The sequence below is a fragment of the Paenibacillus sediminis genome (genome assembly GCF_017873765.1).
Classification (GTDB): domain Bacteria; phylum Bacillota; class Bacilli; order Paenibacillales; family Paenibacillaceae; genus Paenibacillus_AG; species Paenibacillus_AG sediminis.
The window spans coordinates 12445-29803 of the sequence record NZ_JAGGKP010000002.1 but is presented as its reverse complement, the minus strand read 5'-3'; the positions used below and the strand labels follow the sequence as shown (position 1 = coordinate 29803).

Annotated in this window: 15 protein-coding genes; 14 read left to right on the top strand and 1 reads right to left on the bottom strand. The window is 35.8% G+C overall.

The window, feature by feature from the left end; translation table 11 throughout:
• Positions 1-114: 114 nt before the first annotated feature.
• Complete coding sequence (gene manA, locus J2Z20_RS07325) at positions 115-1065, top strand: mannose-6-phosphate isomerase, class I (RefSeq protein ID WP_209847501.1); 951 nt, start codon at positions 115-117, stop codon at positions 1063-1065.
• Positions 1066-1202: 137 nt separating this feature from the next.
• Here the strand turns inward: manA and J2Z20_RS07320 are convergent, their stop codons facing one another.
• Positions 1203-3647, bottom strand: coding sequence for an O-antigen ligase family protein (locus J2Z20_RS07320; protein WP_209847498.1), 2445 nt, complete (start codon positions 3645-3647; stop codon positions 1203-1205).
• A 227-nt stretch (positions 3648-3874) separates the two neighbouring features.
• On the opposite strand from J2Z20_RS07320, the gene J2Z20_RS07315 reads away from it, so the two are divergent.
• From J2Z20_RS07315 to rfbC, 13 genes are all read left to right on the top strand, one after another.
• Positions 3875-5044: a glycosyltransferase family 4 protein gene (locus tag J2Z20_RS07315; RefSeq protein ID WP_245252093.1), complete on the top strand. Its 1170-nt coding sequence runs from the start codon at positions 3875-3877 to the stop codon at positions 5042-5044.
• Between the two features lies 1 nt (position 5045).
• Complete coding sequence (locus J2Z20_RS07310; RefSeq protein WP_209847495.1) at positions 5046-6122, top strand: mannose-1-phosphate guanylyltransferase; 1077 nt, start codon at positions 5046-5048, stop codon at positions 6120-6122.
• A gap of 50 nt (positions 6123-6172) precedes the next feature.
• Entirely contained in the window at positions 6173-7147 is a 975-nt protein-coding gene (gene gmd, locus J2Z20_RS07305) for a GDP-mannose 4,6-dehydratase (protein WP_209847492.1), read from the top strand.
• A 25-nt stretch (positions 7148-7172) separates the two neighbouring features.
• On the top strand, positions 7173-8111 hold the full coding sequence (locus J2Z20_RS07300) for a GDP-mannose 4,6-dehydratase (protein ID WP_209847489.1): 939 nt from the start codon (positions 7173-7175) through the stop codon (positions 8109-8111).
• 15 nt (positions 8112-8126) lie between these two features.
• A complete protein-coding gene (locus tag J2Z20_RS07295; protein WP_342454282.1) occupies positions 8127-8774 on the top strand; it encodes an acetyltransferase in 648 nt (215 codons plus the stop codon).
• Positions 8771-9889 (top strand): DegT/DnrJ/EryC1/StrS family aminotransferase, encoded by a 1119-nt coding sequence (locus J2Z20_RS07290; protein ID WP_209847486.1) that lies wholly within the window; start codon positions 8771-8773, stop codon positions 9887-9889. Before J2Z20_RS07295 ends, J2Z20_RS07290 begins: the two co-directional genes overlap by 4 nt.
• 36 nt (positions 9890-9925) lie before the next feature.
• A complete protein-coding gene (locus J2Z20_RS07285) occupies positions 9926-10711 on the top strand; it encodes an ABC transporter permease (RefSeq protein ID WP_209847483.1) in 786 nt (261 codons plus the stop codon).
• A 20-nt stretch (positions 10712-10731) separates the two neighbouring features.
• Positions 10732-11475, top strand: a complete 744-nt coding sequence (locus J2Z20_RS07280) for an ABC transporter ATP-binding protein (RefSeq protein WP_209847480.1) — start codon at positions 10732-10734, stop codon at positions 11473-11475.
• Between the two features lie 20 nt (positions 11476-11495).
• Positions 11496-13736, top strand: a complete 2241-nt coding sequence (locus J2Z20_RS07275; protein WP_209847476.1) for a glycosyltransferase family protein — start codon at positions 11496-11498, stop codon at positions 13734-13736.
• On the top strand, positions 13733-15319 hold the full coding sequence (locus J2Z20_RS07270; RefSeq protein WP_209847474.1) for a glycosyltransferase: 1587 nt from the start codon (positions 13733-13735) through the stop codon (positions 15317-15319). The genes J2Z20_RS07275 and J2Z20_RS07270 overlap by 4 nt, the downstream gene beginning before the upstream one ends.
• A gap of 9 nt (positions 15320-15328) precedes the next feature.
• Positions 15329-15913 carry a hypothetical protein gene (locus J2Z20_RS07265; protein ID WP_209847471.1) on the top strand — a complete coding sequence of 195 codons (585 nt, stop codon included), beginning with the start codon at positions 15329-15331 and terminating at the stop codon, positions 15911-15913.
• Positions 15914-16048: 135 nt separating this feature from the next.
• Entirely contained in the window at positions 16049-16792 is a 744-nt protein-coding gene (locus J2Z20_RS07260) for a sugar phosphate nucleotidyltransferase (RefSeq protein ID WP_209847468.1), read from the top strand.
• Positions 16793-16808: 16 nt separating this feature from the next.
• Positions 16809-17354, top strand: a complete 546-nt coding sequence (gene rfbC, locus J2Z20_RS07255; protein WP_209847465.1) for a dTDP-4-dehydrorhamnose 3,5-epimerase — start codon at positions 16809-16811, stop codon at positions 17352-17354.
• The last annotated feature ends 5 nt before the right edge of the window (positions 17355-17359 follow it).

Sequence of the window (17359 nt, the reverse complement as noted above, 5' to 3'; positions counted from 1 at the left end):
TAAATCGTCTCATGATTTGATAGGAGTTTAATTGTTTTTAATAAACGAGTTTAATAGATTCCTATTTACTTCGTTAGTTTAGTGAAAATACATAATCCGAAGGATGTGGATACGATGGATCATTCTCCAATTTTTTTAACTCCCGTTTTCAAAGATCGGATATGGGGTGGAACGCTACTAAGGGATAGATTTGGATACAATATTCCTTCAGAAACAACGGGAGAATGTTGGGCAATTTCTGCTCACCCACACGGACAAAGTGTTGTTGCTGAAGGAATATATAAAGGCAAAACCTTAGGAGAATTGTGGAAAGAACATCGAGAACTTTTCGGTGGAGCTGAAGGACACACATTTCCTCTTCTAACAAAAATTCTGGATGCAAACAGTGATTTATCTGTTCAAGTTCACCCAAATGATGAATATGCCAATAAGTATGAAAATGGTGAACTAGGTAAAACAGAATGCTGGTATATCATTGATTGTAAAGAAAATACGGATATCATTTACGGTCATAATGTGCAGTCGAAGGAAGAGCTTATTCGTATGATCGAACGAGGGGAATGGAATAATCTGCTCCGAAGAGTGAAAATTAAACCAGGCGACTTCTTTTATGTACCAAGTGGAACAATCCATGCATTATGTGAGGGAACCCTCGTCCTTGAAACACAACAAAGCTCTGACACAACGTATCGTTTCTATGACTACGATCGTACAGATGATCAAGGGAATAAACGAGAGCTTCATTTGAATAAAGCAATTGATGTAACGACTGTACCACATGTTGATGATGCAAGATTACCTACTGTAATTGAAAAAGAATATGCAGTAATCACTTCTTTTATTAAAAATAAATACTTCTCCGTATATAAATGGAAAGTAACCGGTGAACAAGTTTTTACACAGGATCAACCATACCTTTTATGCAGTGTCATTGAGGGCGAAGGTTTACTTATCCATGATGGAATAGAATATGAATTGAATAAAGGGGCACATTTTATCTTACCTGCGAAATTAGGAAGTTATTCGATTAAAGGGAAGTGTGAATTGATTGTGTCTCATACTTAAAAGAGTGCTTCTATGCACTCTTTTTCATTTCAGTAAAACGAAAAGCCCCCTAGAATTATAGACATTGAGTTTGTTCAATATCGATACTTAAGGGGGCAACTCATTAGAGAGATCGATTTAGTTTACCTTACCTATATTTACAATTTTAACGACACAATCTGCTTAATTTGATTCTTTTCAGAAGGGTCCACCTTAATCAGCTGATCATACACATTTTGATCGTTGGTACCTTGTTTCTGTAATGCGGCCAAGTACCAACGAGCAATTTCACGATTTGTAGCATCGTTTAAATTTTGATTAAGACCTAGTTTCAACGCTGCTGCCGCTTGGTCAGGCTTATTGGACATGTAGTACATTTTGCCGGCATGAAGTGCAATGGTTGGCGTCACTTCGAATGGTCGTCCTGGGAACTGGCCTTTCGGAAGTGTTTTCAGGTATGCAACACCTTTGAGAATTTCATTATAAGCGGTGAGACCTGTATTGAAATATTCATCTTTCTTCGCAGCGTCTGTACTTCCGAGTTCATAAGCCTTCGCAATTAATGATTCATACCAATTAATATCCCATTTAAATGTATTAACATGTTCCTTAAGAACTTTAAATGCTTCTGCTTGTTGATTTTTGAGTTCATCCATGGTAATGAGCTGGTTCAGTAGGTTTTTATTGTAAGGCTCATCTTTCAGTGCTTTTGTCAGCAAAGTATATGCTTCTTTGTAGTAAGCATCGTTTTGTGTCTGCTTGTACATTTGTTCAAGTAAAGAAGTCATTAATAACACCGTGTCTGGATGAGTGCTCCGGATTTTCAGTTCTTTATCCAGAGGTTTTCTTAACTCTTCATATGAGTTGCTTGTGCTTATGATCGCTCTTGCTTCAAGTGCTGAACTGCTCGCACTTACGTAACGAAGAGATACGAAGACCAGGACGATCGAGGCTAGAGTTAGTAATATAGTATAAACCGAACGCATGGTGGGTGCTTGTAAAGTGAACTTTTTCAGAGGTTTCGCCTCAATGACGGAAGCCATACCCCCAAATCCGATAAATACAAGGATCCCCATAAAGACATAACTCATATTGAAGTCGAGAATACTGTGCAGCAGAATGGACATCGTTAGGATGAAATAAATAAAGTGCGATTCACGCTGCTCCTCATCCGATTTCAAATAGCTGCGAATGTATTTATAGAAAATAAAAATCATAAACGCCATAAATACGATAAATCCGACGATCCCTACTTCAACGAGATACTGTAAGAAGAAGTTGTGAGCTTGGCGGCTTGTATACGGGTTGTTCTGGTATTTCTCATACAGCGTAGCCCATGCCCCGCCGCCAGCACCGAAGATCGGGTAATCTGCTAGCAGCTTGGTCGCATCTTTATAGAATGTGAACCGTTCGAGTACACTGTGCTGGTTGAAGTTGATATTTTCAACGCGTACAAGGATATTGTGCGGCAAAATATTTTTCAAACTTGTACCTACAAACAATAAAATAAGAAGTGCTCCTGCAACCAATGAACCAAGTGGAATCCACAAGTTTGATAGCTTACGAGAAGCTAAGCCCTGTAATCCTTTATCTAGACGAGGAGCCAAGAATCGTTCAATCAACCATACGAGAATTGCGACTATAGCCGACGCGATAAGCAGGTAAGCCCAGCCTTTGGCCGCATCGCTGCCGTTATATTTTTGATTAAGGGAAAGGCCAAGATCAGTCACATGACTAATGATTGCAAGGGAAGCAGCGCCCGCAATGGCGCAGTAGATAAACCATAGAATTTGTTTTGCTGGTTTCAGTAATAACAGCAGAATGACAAACGCTACCGGAAGCATGACTAGACCACCGCGTGAAAGCGTCAGAAGCAACGAAACAATAATCGGTACGAGCATAAACCCGTGCAGAAGCTGATCGTACCACTTTTTAAGCCGAGTTACGTTAAATACAGCCGCGAACAGAATCGCCATTAGGAAAGCTGCGTATGTATTCGCATATTGGAACACAGAAGTTAAGCGCAGACCGTTAGAGTCGGTCATAACCGCATCGTTATATTTTCCATTCAATACTGCCGGCGAGAACCAGTCCACCAACTTGGCTGCGAACGTACCTTGGCCGAACCAGTTCAGGAATCCGAACAGAACGATAATATAAGCAACGCCCATCAGGGTCATTTGCATGATTTTGTTAGACAGCTTGTCTTGCAATAAGTACAAAGTAATAAGGAAGATGCTTGCATAGATGCACTGGATGAGTACCATGTTGACTGCTAAATTATGTGATGCTGCAAAGAAAAGCGAAACTATGTATGTAAGAGGTAATAGCAGAACGAACAAGGACAGCGCATCACGCTGATCTTCAAGCTTAAATTTCTTATAGAAGGCAGCAACCATCATTAATAGAAGTACGCTAGAAATGAAAACCGCCCAATAAATAGGTCTCTCAAAGTCTAGCATTTGCCCATTAAATAATGCGATCTGGAAGGGCGCCCATACTAAAAAAAGAACAACCCCAATAATTACCAACCAAAATAGTGAAGACCTGTTTCCGACATCCCTCGACGTATTGGTTTGTTTACCGTATACTGGATTTGACAAGATGCATTCTCCTTTTCGTGTAGATATGACAATTTTAGCATATCAAATAGAACGGGGCTAGGTAGACTGTTTCAAGAATTAAATTAAGTTCATAATTCGTGGTGGTGTTGAAGATAAAGACTAAAATTTTTCGTATTATCTATAAAGTGATGGGGTTATTAAAGCCACTATTAGTCGTAATCATTCCTACTAATATAAGAAAACATGCGAAGCAGACTTTAATAAAAATGGCTTCATCAAATAAAAGGAAAAAGGCCTCAGGTTTAAAAGGAATCCAATTTATTGAGGGCATAAATTTAGTAGGTTACGCTAGAGCCGAAATGGGAATTGGGGAATCATGCCGATTAGCTGCAAACAGTATGAATACAGTGGGCCTTCCTTTCGGCATCCTTAATTTCGAAGGAACTAATAGCGCAAGAATGTCTGATTTAACATGGATTCATAAAGAAGTGTCTAGCCCCTCGTTTAGTGTCAATGTTTTTCATGTGAATGCCGAACAAATGGCAGAAATAAATGCATTTTATGGAGATTTTTTATTCAATAACAGGTATAATGTAGGTTATTGGCATTGGGAATTACCTGAATTTCCAAATGAATGGAATGACAGCTTTAGTCTAGTCGACGAGATTTGGGTTGCTTCTACTTTTGTAGCGGAATCTATTTCTATCAAAAGCCCGGTACCAGTTGTGAAAATACCACATGCCATTGAAGTCAAAATAACAGAACCGAGGGATCGTACTTATTTTAAATTGCCTGAGGAAGCCTTTTTGTTTCTTACTATGTTTGACTTCAACAGTTACCAGGAGCGTAAAAATCCAAGGGCTTCAATTGAGGCGTTCAAGCTTGCTTTTGAACCTGACAATATGGATGTAGGGTTAGTAGTAAAAGTTAATGGTCACAAAAATAATCTTGAAGAGTTGGAATCCCTTATTAAATTGACTTCAAATTACGAGAATATTTACATAATACAGGAAACTTTAAGCCGGAATGATGTTAATGCATTGATTTCTGTTACTAATTGTTTTATCTCACTTCATAGGAGCGAAGGTTTTGGCCTAGTAATGGCAGAGGCGATGTACTTAGGCAAACCAGTTATTGGTACTAACTGGTCATCAAATACTGATTTTATGAATGTAAGTAACTCTTGTCCTGTAGAATATGAATTAATTTCTCTAGGGCAAGATTATGGACCCTATAAGTCAGGTCAGTATTGGGCTGAACCGAATGTCCGACATGCTAGTGAGTATATGACTAAGTTAGTTAATGATAGAGAGTACTACAATAGAATATCTTCTGCTGGTGAATTGTTTATAAAATCAAATTACTCACCAAGAGTGATAGGAGAACTAATTAAAAAAAGGCTCAACTATATTCATATGTGGAAGTTTGGAGGATAACATGACAACTACTTGTGTAATCATGGCAGGAGGAAAAGGCGAAAGATTTTGGCCAAAGAGTCGTACTCATTTACCTAAGCAGTTTTTGAATATTTCAGGTAATAAATCAATGATTCAACAATGCATAGAACGTCTGCAAAAATTTATTCCGATTGAACAGATTTTCATCATTACAAATGAACTGTATGCAGAGTTAATAAAGGCTCAAATTCCTACTCTGCCAGATGATAATATAATTATTGAACCAGTTGGTCGTAATACTGCTCCATGTGTGGGGTTGGCTTCGATAATCATTGAAGAGAAGTTTCCAGATAGTACGATGATTGTGCTCCCATCGGATCATATTATAAAAGATGAAAATGAGTTCATTAATATCTTAAAAACTGGTGTCGAGGTTAGTGGGCAAGGCAAACACCTTGTAACTTTAGGTATTACGCCAACCTACCCTGAGACAGGTTATGGGTATATTGAGAGCACGGATCAAACCATTTATCTTAATAATATGAAAATACATAAAGTGAATAAATTTGTTGAAAAACCTAACTTAGAGAAAGCAACTGCTTACATAGAGGATGGCAATTATTATTGGAACAGTGGAATTTTTGTTTGGAGGACGTCTGTAATCAGAGAGTATATCCGTGAGCTATTGCCAGATATGCATGATCTACTGGAGACAATGAAAGTTGCTTTTCAAACAAGCGATAGAAATAGTGTCATTAGATCCGAGTTCCCTAAAATGCCGGATCAATCGATAGATTATGGAATTATGGAAAAAGCAGAAAACATTTTTGTGATCCCATGTATATTTGGCTGGGATGATGTTGGAAGCTGGACTGCATTAGAGCGCATTAATGATGTTGATGATAACGGAAATGTCATTAGAGGTAATATACTGAACCTAGATACGAAAGGGTGTATTATCGAAAGCAACGGTAAGTTAATTGCAACATTAGGCGTTGAAGATCTCATTATTGTGGAGACTGATGATGTAACGCTCATATGCAAAAAGGACAAAGCGCAAGATATAAAATCATTAATTAAAGAGCTTAAAGTTCAGAAGTTAGAACAGTATTTATAAAATTTTTATTTATATAGATTTAATGATTAGATGACAAGGAGATTATTACAATGACAAAACGTGCACTTATTACTGGGATTACAGGGCAGGATGGATCTTATTTAGCTGATTTATTGTTAGAGAAAGGTTATAAGGTATACGGATTGCGTAGAAGAACGAGTGTACCTATTCTTGAGAATATTGATCATATTAAAGATCAAATCGAGTTCATTGATGGTGATTTGTTAGATGTAAGCTCTCTGATTCAAGCTGTTCGAATTTCAAACCCTGATGAAGTTTACAACTTGGCTGCACAATCTTTTGTGGGAACATCATGGGATCAGCCTATTTTGACTGGACAAGTTACGGCTTTGGGTGTGACTAATATGTTAGAAGCTGTACGCATTGTAAAACCAGATGCCCGTTTCTATCAGGCTTCTAGTAGTGAGATGTTTGGTAAAGTTGTTGAGGTCCCTCAGAAAGAGACAACTCCATTTTATCCAAGAAGTCCATACGGAGTTGCTAAGGTGTATGGACACTGGATGACAGTCAATTATCGTGAAAGTTTTGATATGTTTGCTAGTTCTGGAATACTCTTTAATCACGAGTCTCCTCGTCGTGGAATTGAGTTTGTTACTCGGAAAATCACTAACGCGGTATCTAGAATTAAATTAGGTCTTCAAAACGAGTTGAGATTAGGGAATCTTGATGCTTTAAGAGACTGGGGATATGCAAAAGATTATGTCGAGTGCATGTGGCTCATGCTCCAACAAGAAAAACCTGATGATTACGTAATTGCTACGGGTGAAACACATTCTGTTAGAGAATTTTGTGAAATTGCTTTCGGCCATGTGGGATTAAATTATGAGGACTACGTTGTTACTGATCCGAAATTCTTTAGAGCTGCTGAAGTTGACTTATTACTTGGCAGTCCTGAAAAGGCTGTCCAAAAGTTGGGGTGGAACCCTCAAAAGACTACATTTAAGCAGCTTGTTCAGCTGATGGTTGATTCTGATCTGGAGAAGACAAAACGGATTATTGGTTAAATGTATCTGTGGGAAGCGAGTTTAAATGAAGGCTCTTATAACAGGAGTAAGTGGTTTTGTTGGGAATTTTCTAACTGAAAAGTTATTAAGAATTGGGTACGAGGTAGCAGGGATATCACGTTCTAAACCTGATAATAAAGATCTGAATTTTATTTCTTGTGACATTACTGATTCTGCTAGACTTGAGAAAATCTTAAAAACTATAAGGCCGGATGAAATATATCATCTTGCTGGATCTGCATTTATACCCTATTCATATAAAGAACCGATGTACGCGTATAGCACAATAGTTAGTGGCACACTGTCATTATATGAATCATTAAGGAAACTGGATATGGATTCGAAAGTCCTATTTGTAGGATCCGCTGAGGTTTATGGGGAAGGGCAAACATCACCTTTTACTGAGAAAGATTTACTTCGGCCTAATAATCCTTATGCTGGGGCGAAAGCCTGTGCAGATTTAATAAGTGAACAGTATGCAAAAACTTTTCAGATGAAGATCATTAGAGCAAGGCCGTTTAATCATACAGGTCCTAAACAATCAGATAACTTTGTCTGTTCGAGTTTTGCTAAGCAAATAGCAGAAATGGAATATGATGGCCACAAGACGATTTACGTTGGAAACATTAATGTAAAGCGAGATTTTCTAGATGTTAGAGATGTCGTTAATGCTTATTATTTATTAATGAAAAAGGGTACCTCTGGAGAGGCATACAATGTCTCTTCAAACAAAGCCGTATCTATCTCCGAACTGTTAGACTGGCTATTTTTATTTTCAAATATTGAATCGCCTAATATCGAAGTAGACCTTAATAAGGTAAGAGCTAATGATGCTTTGATCCGATTGGGTGATAATACCAAGTTGTGTCAGGATACAGGGTGGCTTCAAGAACATGATCTCAAAGAAACTATGAGAGTATTACTTGAATATTGGCGTAGTTCTAGAGCGAGTGGAAGAAACTGAAGGGTGGAACATATCGTGCATCGAAACAAGGTTGTAATTATAGGCGGTGGTGGCCACGCAAAAGTAGTCATTGATGTCATTCAAAGTGCTGATACGTATGAACTTGTGGGGTTTACTTCACATTCTGATCAAGAATCAAATTTATCCGGTATTCCCTATCTAGGAGATGATTCCATCCTACCGACACTGCTCGAAGAAGGGGTACAATATTTTTTTGTCGCTACAGGAAATAATCGATTGAGAAAAAAATTGTTTTATCAATTGATTGAATTAGGGTTTACGCCTATTAATGCTATAAGTCCATTTGCGCGGATTTCACCTTTTGCTAAACTCGGTAGAGGTATAGTTGTTATGCCGGGTGCTGTGATCAATGCGTATGCTGTAATTGAGGATAATGTAATCATAAATACTCTTTCAGGTATAGATCATGATTGCCTAATAAAACCTCATGCTCATATAGCACCAGGAGCTTCGTTAGCTGGTTGTGTCAATGTCGGTGAAGGTGCGTTTGTTGGAATGAAGAGTAGCGTCATTCCAGAGATAAGTATTGGCGAATGGTCTGTTGTCGGGGCAGGAGCTGCAGTAATTTCAGATGTTCCGTCTTATGTTACGGTTGTTGGAGTGCCAGCAAAAAAAATAATAGTAAGGAATGAGGAAAGATGAAAACAGTGAAAAGAATACCACTTGCAGGGCCTGTGCTTAATGGGAATGAAAGAGAATATGTTCTTGATTGTATAGATACAGGTTGGATCTCGGCTAATGGTAAGTATGTAAATCAATTTGAACAAAAGTTTGCAGAATTTTGTAACGTAAAGCATGCGATCTCTGTTGCGAACGGCACTGTAGCACTGCACTTGCCATTATTGGCATACGGTGTAGGTCCTGGAGACGAAATAATCATTCCTACATTCACTTATATAGCTACTGCTAATGCGGTAAAATATTGTGGTGCAGATCCTGTATTGGTTGATTGTGAAGAAAATGCATGGAATATTGATCCTCAAAAAATTGAAGAAAAAATAACATCTAAAACCAAAGGGATTATTGTAGTTCATCTATATGGGCATCCAGTTGATATGGACCCTATTTTGGAGATTGCTAAGAAACATAATCTATTTGTTATTGAAGATGCCGCTGAAGCACACGGCGCTGAATATAAAAACAACGTTGTTGGATCGATTGGCGATGTTGCTACTTTCAGTTTTTTCGGGAATAAAATTATATCAACTGGCGAGGGTGGAATGATCACCACGAATAATGACGAGCTGGCTACTAAGATGCGCCTACTTAGAGGACAAGGAATGGACCCTAACAAACGCTACTGGTTCAATGTTATTGGGTATAACTATCGTATGACTAATTTGCAGGCTGCAGTTGGATTAGGTCAGCTTGAAAATATTGATTGGCATCTAGACCAAAGAAGAAGAGTTGCCAATGCTTACATAGAACAACTTGCTCCGTATAGTAGTCTTTTTACAATGCAACCAGAGATGCCATGGGCCAAACATTCCTATTGGATGGTCTCAATACTATTAACAGACAAGGTAAAGGCTAAGCGGGATGAAATTATGGAATTGATGGAGAAAGACGGTATAGAAATGCGGCCGTTATTTTATCCAATGCATCATATGCCTCCATATTTCGAAGAATCAACATACCCTGTAGCTGATCGTATTTCTGCAAGGGGCTTTAACATCCCGACAAATGCTACTTTGACTGATGAAGATATAGCTTACATTTGTAACAGACTCATTCATCATTGCCAAAATAGTATATAAGCAAATGTTAAATTGTTTGCACACGGAGGTAAGGTCTTGAGTGAATATATAAAGAAGATCTATCAGACGAGGTATTTTTGGTCATATTTAGTAAGGGCTGAGTTGAAGAATAAATTCAGACGTTCAAAGTTAGGAATATTTTGGACGTTTTTGAATCCACTTTTACTTACGGCGCTTATGTCAACTGTTTTTGGTGTAGTATTTAAAATGTCTTTTTCGGATTATGCACCATATGTATTATCAGGATTAATTGTATGGGAACTTATAAGCTCTTCATTTATTGGAGGCGGTCATTCCATAATGTCTGGTGAACAATATATTCGCCAGTTTAATCATCCGGTTCTCATATATACACTGAAGACCGCATTAGTGTTTACTATAACATTTATCATTGCTATGGCTTCACTTGCCTTGTGGGTGGTATTTATAGAACCACAGAATATAATTTTAGGAATTGTGACATTACCATTAACTACATTATTATATTTTTTGCTGTCTTGGGCGATTACGACAATTGCAGGTTTTGTAAATGCTAAGTATAGAGACTATCCCCAAGTGATGGCATTGGTTATTCAGGCAGTTTGGTATGTTTCACCTGTCTTCTTCAAGAGGGAGATGTTCATATCCAGTCCTACTCTAGCGACTGCATTCTATTTGAATCCTATAACACATATATTGAACCTTGTTCGAAATCCATTTTTAAATGGCATTATGCCATCCTTTAGCGATTACTTCTTTACAATAATCACAATTGTTATATTTGCTTTTATTGCTGGCGTATTAAATAAAAGGAATCAACATAAAGTTATATTTTATTTATAAAATATTAAGGACGTTGAGTAATGGACAACTGTTACATTCAAATGAATAATGTAAACCTTTTCTATCCTTCTCATATATATAATGCAACTACTTTAAAACAAGAAGTGTTTGCACTACTTAAATTACAAAAGAAAAAAGAAAAACTTGAAGATGTACATGCATTGAAAGATTTCAACCTCAAAATTAATGAGGGGGAGAAGTTAGGGATCATAGGTCATAATGGTGCGGGGAAAAGTACGTTATTAAAGACGATTGCTGGAATATATCCCATTAAATCTGGAACGCTAGATGTGAAGGGGAATATTCGTTCACTGTTTGATTTAGCACTAGGTTTTGATCTTGAATCAACTGGCAGAGAAAATATTATGTATCGTGGTCTTCTACTTGGTGAGACACCTAGAACGATAAAGGAAAAAGAGCAAGAAATTATTGATTTTGCCGGGCTAGGAGAATTCATAGATTATCCTATTCGTTCGTATTCTGCAGGGATGCTTATTCGTCTTGCTTTCTCGATATCCACATCTATTCCTGGTGAAATTCTGTTGCTTGATGAGGTTATTGGAGCAGGGGATGCTTCATTCGCTGCAAAAGCAAAGGAAAGAATGCTAGGTCTTATGGGGCAGGCAAAGATACTTGTGCTTGTATCACATGATCTTTCAACCATAAAAGAAATATGTAACAGAGTTATTTTAATAAAGCAAGGACAAATTATTAAAGATGGCGCCCCAGAAGAAGTAATAGATTTTTATAAAAGTTCAATTTGAAATAAATTGGAGATGTTTATATGAAAGCAAAAAGGATATTGTGGCTACTAAATCACGATACATTAAGCAAGTTTGAGCTCCCTTTAATAAGAGATCTGGGATTTGAAATATTTACTCCTAAAATTGCATTGAAAGAAATATTACAAGCAAGTGGTTCTATTACGTATGATTATGATCATACTTTAACAATTCCAGAAGAAGATCTAAATACGCTGAATCAATATGATTTTTGTTCTTTAGTTGATATGCCGCTTAATATAAAGAAGATTATTAATTCTTATTTTGCAACTGCAATTACATATACTGATACTTCATTCTCTATACTTCGGAAATTAATTCATAATTTTGAAGGGAATATTTTTTTTCGTGCCTTTGGGGTGGGTTTATCCAAGTTTAATAATTACACTGAGTTGATAGATTATTATTTTCAAAGAAATGACAAGTATAAGTTGCAACAAATAAGTGATAGATTCTGGTTTTCTCAATGCTATCCTAATCTGGCGGAAGTTGAAGAAGATATATATAAAAAAAATGCTATTTATATGCCGCTCGGCCTTCCTTTAGAATTTTATGATATAGAAAATCAATGGGTTGGAGATATGAATAAACTCCTATTCTTTTGCTCTAGAATAAAATATGTGGCTGAAGCTGAGAAGGTATATAACGAATTTAAAAGAGATTTTAGAGATTTTGATTACTTGATTGCAGGGAATCAACCGGTTCCTGTAGATGATGATAAGGTAACTGGTTTTCTAGAAAGAGAAGAATTGAATGAACTGTATAGAAAATGTAAAGTTATGTATTATCATTCAACCAACCCTAGACATTTACATTATCATCCATTAGAAGCCATGATTGCTGGAATGCCAGTGGTCTATATGGATGGGGGGCTTTTAAGTTTCCTTGGTGGAAAGCGTCAAGCAGGCCGTTGCAAGGATATAAATGAAGCTCGAAATAAGGTTCAGAGAATATTAGATGGCGATGCTCAATTAATTGAAGATATTAGACAAGATCAGAAGGAAATTTTATACAAGTTTTCTTACGAATTTAATAAAGAAGAATGGGAAAATAACTTTTTGCCTATAGTTGAAACTATAAATTCAATGGATATCAATTCACCTAAAAAAATAGCGGTGTTTACATCTATTGAACAAGAAAAATGTCATCTAGATGATAGTATAGAAATGGTATCTATGTTGTATCAGGGAATAATTGAACTGAACGCGCAAAATCGATTGATTTTAAATGTTTATAAGGATAGTCATGATTTTGAGAACGATATCTCTGAACTTACGGAGAAAAACGTTACACTTAGAGAATATACCATGGAAAGTATTTCAGCTGAACATGTTTCAGATACGTTGGCTCTAATGTTTAAAAATCAATCATTATGGCATGATAGTTATTTGTTACCAGTTGACTACGCACAAAATTATGTGGATGCTGATTTGTGGCTGTTTTTGGATCACCAAATTGAGAAACCTATAGCGCCAATAATACCCTTCGGGATTTATGTGGATAATATTGGGGATCGCCATTATGAAACAATATCTTCTGCACGTATTTCCAACTTAAAAAATGCAGCCTTTATTTTAACAAATTCACAACAAACAAAAATAGACTTGATAAAACACTTAGGTATCAAAAAAGAAAAAATATATCGTATACCATTTGCTTATTCAAAAAGAAAATTAAATAGCCAAATTTATCAAGGAACAGGATATATCCTTATAGAGGCTGACCTAAATAGAACAGAATTAGTAAAAAAACTATTTGATGATGTTAATGGGTATTTTGAATTATATAGAAATGAACTAAATATCAAAATTTATTTTAATAATTATGTTAAAGATAAAAATGGTCGTTTATTTGAGGAATTGAATGAATTAGTCCAAAAATCAGATCTCTTGAAAAACAATATTTCCTTATATGTAAATTTAGAAAAGAATGAATATGATGCTTTATATGCCCATGCTCAAAAAATAATAATCCCACATAACATGAAAAATATATTTTATAAACTGGCTAAGGCGGCATATTTTTCGAAACAGATAATAGTAAATGATTTTCCGTTTTATAAAGAATTCGAAGATATTTTGAATTACAATTTTCATTATAAGAAATTTAACACGAATAAAAATGTGTTACTCGAGGTTCTTTCCATCCATGATGAAGTAGCTCCTTCAGAATTTAAGTACAACAATGATAAAACTGGGTATTTTACAAACGATGTATCTAGTGCATGGAGGAAACTGCTATGAAGAAAACAGGTGTTTTTTTAGGTTTCCAGCCTGGATCTAATCTTTCGACAGAAGGAATAGGGAGATTACTAGCTTTTATTCTAAAAGAAAATGATGAAAAAAAGACAAATATTATTTTGTTTTGTCCTAAGTGGTTAACTAATTCAGTGCAGATACTTCTCAAAGACAACAAAATTCCAGAAGATAGATTTGAAATAGTATCGACCTCAAATATACCTTTAGGAGTTAAAGTTAAGAATTACTTAATAGAAAGGCGCATTAAAAAAGCGAGATTCGATCAAAAAAATCAATTGATTAAGAAGCTTAAGAAAACAACTTTAGAATCACTAAGGAAGCTTGCAATAGATTTCTTTAGTGCTAATTCTTTGCTAATAGTATTATTTAAAATCCTAGGATACATGTCACTCTTTGTATGCCTATTACCTTTTTTATTAATGGCAGGAGCAGGCTATTTTTTTGTTAAATTTATCAACCTGTTAGTAAGAATACTGATTAAACAACTGCCTTATAACTCGATTTTAAATAAAATAAAACCGCTGTTAACCAATGGGAGAGGGGCGATTTATCAGGTTGTACTTGATAATGAACTCAATAGGGTTGTTGATCTGATTAATAAGCGCACGGATATTGATGTGTGTTTCATACCTTCAATGATATGGTCTCAAATAAGAAGATTAAATTGTCGGAAAATTCTAGCTGCTCCAGATATCGTTTTTTATGATTTTCCAACACAGTTTCCTGGTGTAGGTCGCGTTCATGAAAGAATACGTGAGAGTATTGCAGTAGCGGATCATTTAATTTGTTATAGTGAGCATGTAAAAAAGCACCACTTAATTGATAAATGTGGAGTAGATCCCAATAAAATAACAGTTATTAAACATGCCAATATTGATATGAATGAACATTTAAAAATATCAAAATCAATCCAAAAATTTTTTACGATTAAACAAAATGCAAAACAAATAGTAAATGAGTATATTTATTCAAATTTTTCTTCAAGCCATGTTTTATATAATGTTGATTTTGAAGATTTGGATTTTGTTATTTATTCTTCCCAATACAGGTCACATAAGAATGTATTTAATTTAATAAAAGCAATAAAGATTATAAATAACGATATGCATGGTAATATTAAATTAATTCTTACAGGCGATTATCGTAGGGAAGAAGCTATAAAAGAATATGTTCATTCAAATAACTTAGAAAACGATATCTTTGTCATGCACAATATATCTTCTGAATTATTAGCCGCCTTGAATAAATTGGCTAAATGCTCAGTGAATCCAACTCTATTTGAAGGTGGATTTCCATTTACATTTTCCGAGTCTTATTCGGTAGGAACCCCTTCTGTGATGAGTAATATTCCTGTTGTTAGCTCTGAGATTGATGACCCAAATTTAAAGGATCTTATGTTATTTGATCCATATAATCCTTATTCAATTGCAGAAAAAATAGTATGGGCAATTGATAATGCACAGACGTTATTCGACGCACAAGACAAGTTATATCAAAAATTTAGTCAAAGAGATTGGAAAAAGGTTGTGAGTGAGTATAATGAAGTATTCAATAAAGCTGCGCGCTAAGGTGAGATTATGAAAAAAATCTTCATTATGACATTGTTTTTTCTGTGTATCATGACAACTAATAATTTGTCTGTTAACGCTGACGCATTAAAAGATGTAGGTGTTATAGTTAATTCTAATGAGCAACAGTACTCTAAGCAGTTTGATGCTAGCGTAACTGTTAAATTTAAAGACAAAAACCTATATAATAAAAAGGTTTATTTATCCTATCATGTCTACGATTTTAATGGAAAAGAACTATTATGGGAGGGGCAACGATTTCCATTTTCTATTGACGAGCATGGTAATGGTAATGTAGAAATCAATATCGATCTATCATCTGTTTCCCAACCAATACAAAATAATTATGCTAAGGTTAAATTTGATTTGATTGATGAAAAAAATGTTTATTGGTTTTCGACGAATCCTAAAATAGCATTCTCTTCGGATGAGATTATATTGGATGGGCGTTATTCCAAAAAGTTTATTGGCACTTTGTCCTCAGCGATTCAAAACAATCCAGTTATTATTTCTGCTAACTTTCTTTGTTTTTTATTATTTATATTCGGATTCTTTAAGTTAAAGAAAAGTGAATTTTTTTATAATTTAGAATAATAAAAATTAAACTAATAGCCTCTATTTAAAATAAGAGGCTATTAGTTTACATTGATTGGCGATATTTCAGACCGATTATTAATAATTGTCTGTTTTACACTTTAGGATTATCAGATGGACAAGAGGAGGTAAATAATGAAGGGTATCGTACTCGCTGGAGGTACTGGGTCTAGATTGTATCCATTGACGAAAGTGACTAATAAGCATCTGTTACCTGTAGGGAAATACCCTATGATATTTCATGCTATCCAAAAATTAAGAGAGGCCAGCATTACAGATATTCTAATTGTCACTGGTAAGGAACACATGGGGGATGTTGTTAATCTGCTCGGAAGTGGTCGAGAGATGGGAGTATGCTTTACTTATAAAGTTCAGGATGAGGCAGGGGGTATTGCACAAGCGCTAGGCTTAGCTGAACAATTTGTAGGTGAAGACCAGATGGTTGTTATTCTTGGAGACAATGTATTCGAAGATAAAATTTCTGAATATGTGCGGAACTTTAGACAACAACAACGTGGCGCCAAACTTCTCCTCAAACAAGTTCACGATCCTCAGCGGTATGGTGTCGCAGAACTTCAGGGAGATAAGATTATTTCTATTGAAGAGAAGCCGCAAAAACCTAAAAGCGATTATGCTGTTACTGGTATCTATATGTTTGATCATACTGTATTTAATATTGTTAAAGGTCTTAAGCCATCTAATCGTGGAGAATTAGAAATTACGGATGTAAATAATGCATATATTAAACGCAACGAATTAACCTTTGATATTCTAAACGGCTGGTGGACAGATGCTGGAACACACCCATCTTTGGTTCGTGCGAACGAGCTAGCTAAAGATCTGACCTTCGGAGAAGAGATGGGGAAATTGAAATTGTAGAAGGAGAGCAATTGTAATGAAAGTAACTCCTTTAAAATTAGAAGGTGTTTGTCTAGTTGAACCAGTGGTTCATGAAGATAGTCGTGGATATTTCATGGAGAGCTACAATGCCTTTCGTTTTGATCTTAATGGTCTTGATTATTCTTTTATCCAAGACAATCATACTTTATCCAAGGAAGCAGGAGTCATTAGAGGGTTACATTATCAATTAACGCCTAAAGCACAAACAAAGTTGATCCGTGTTCTATCAGGTGCGATTTATGATGTCGTTGTAGATATTCGCCACAGTTCACGAACGTTCGGTCAATGGCTCGGTGTCATATTAAGTGAGCATAACCATCGGCAATTACTTGTACCCAAAGGGTTTGCGCACGGATTCTGCACGATCGTACCTAACACTCAAGTATTATACAAAGTAGATGAATATTATTCTCCAGAGCATGACCGCGGCATCTTATGGAACGATCCTGCTCTTGGAATCGACTGGCCTACATCAAATCCGATCCTATCAGATAAGGATACACGTCATCCGTTTTTGAAAGATGCGGAACTTAACTTTTAAATAGG

Coding starts and splice junctions, on each gene's coding strand:
- manA (WP_209847501.1), top strand. CDS start 115: ATGGATCATTCTCCAATTTTTTTAACTCCCGTTTTCAAAGATCGGATA.
- J2Z20_RS07315 (WP_245252093.1), top strand. CDS start 3,875: ATGGCTTCATCAAATAAAAGGAAAAAGGCCTCAGGTTTAAAAGGAATC.
- J2Z20_RS07310 (WP_209847495.1), top strand. CDS start 5,046: ATGACAACTACTTGTGTAATCATGGCAGGAGGAAAAGGCGAAAGATTT.
- gmd (WP_209847492.1), top strand. CDS start 6,173: ATGACAAAACGTGCACTTATTACTGGGATTACAGGGCAGGATGGATCT.
- J2Z20_RS07300 (WP_209847489.1), top strand. CDS start 7,173: ATGAAGGCTCTTATAACAGGAGTAAGTGGTTTTGTTGGGAATTTTCTA.
- J2Z20_RS07290 (WP_209847486.1), top strand. CDS start 8,771: ATGAAAACAGTGAAAAGAATACCACTTGCAGGGCCTGTGCTTAATGGG.
- J2Z20_RS07280 (WP_209847480.1), top strand. CDS start 10,732: ATGGACAACTGTTACATTCAAATGAATAATGTAAACCTTTTCTATCCT.
- J2Z20_RS07275 (WP_209847476.1), top strand. CDS start 11,496: ATGAAAGCAAAAAGGATATTGTGGCTACTAAATCACGATACATTAAGC.
- J2Z20_RS07270 (WP_209847474.1), top strand. CDS start 13,733: ATGAAGAAAACAGGTGTTTTTTTAGGTTTCCAGCCTGGATCTAATCTT.
- J2Z20_RS07265 (WP_209847471.1), top strand. CDS start 15,329: ATGAAAAAAATCTTCATTATGACATTGTTTTTTCTGTGTATCATGACA.
- J2Z20_RS07260 (WP_209847468.1), top strand. CDS start 16,049: ATGAAGGGTATCGTACTCGCTGGAGGTACTGGGTCTAGATTGTATCCA.
- rfbC (WP_209847465.1), top strand. CDS start 16,809: ATGAAAGTAACTCCTTTAAAATTAGAAGGTGTTTGTCTAGTTGAACCA.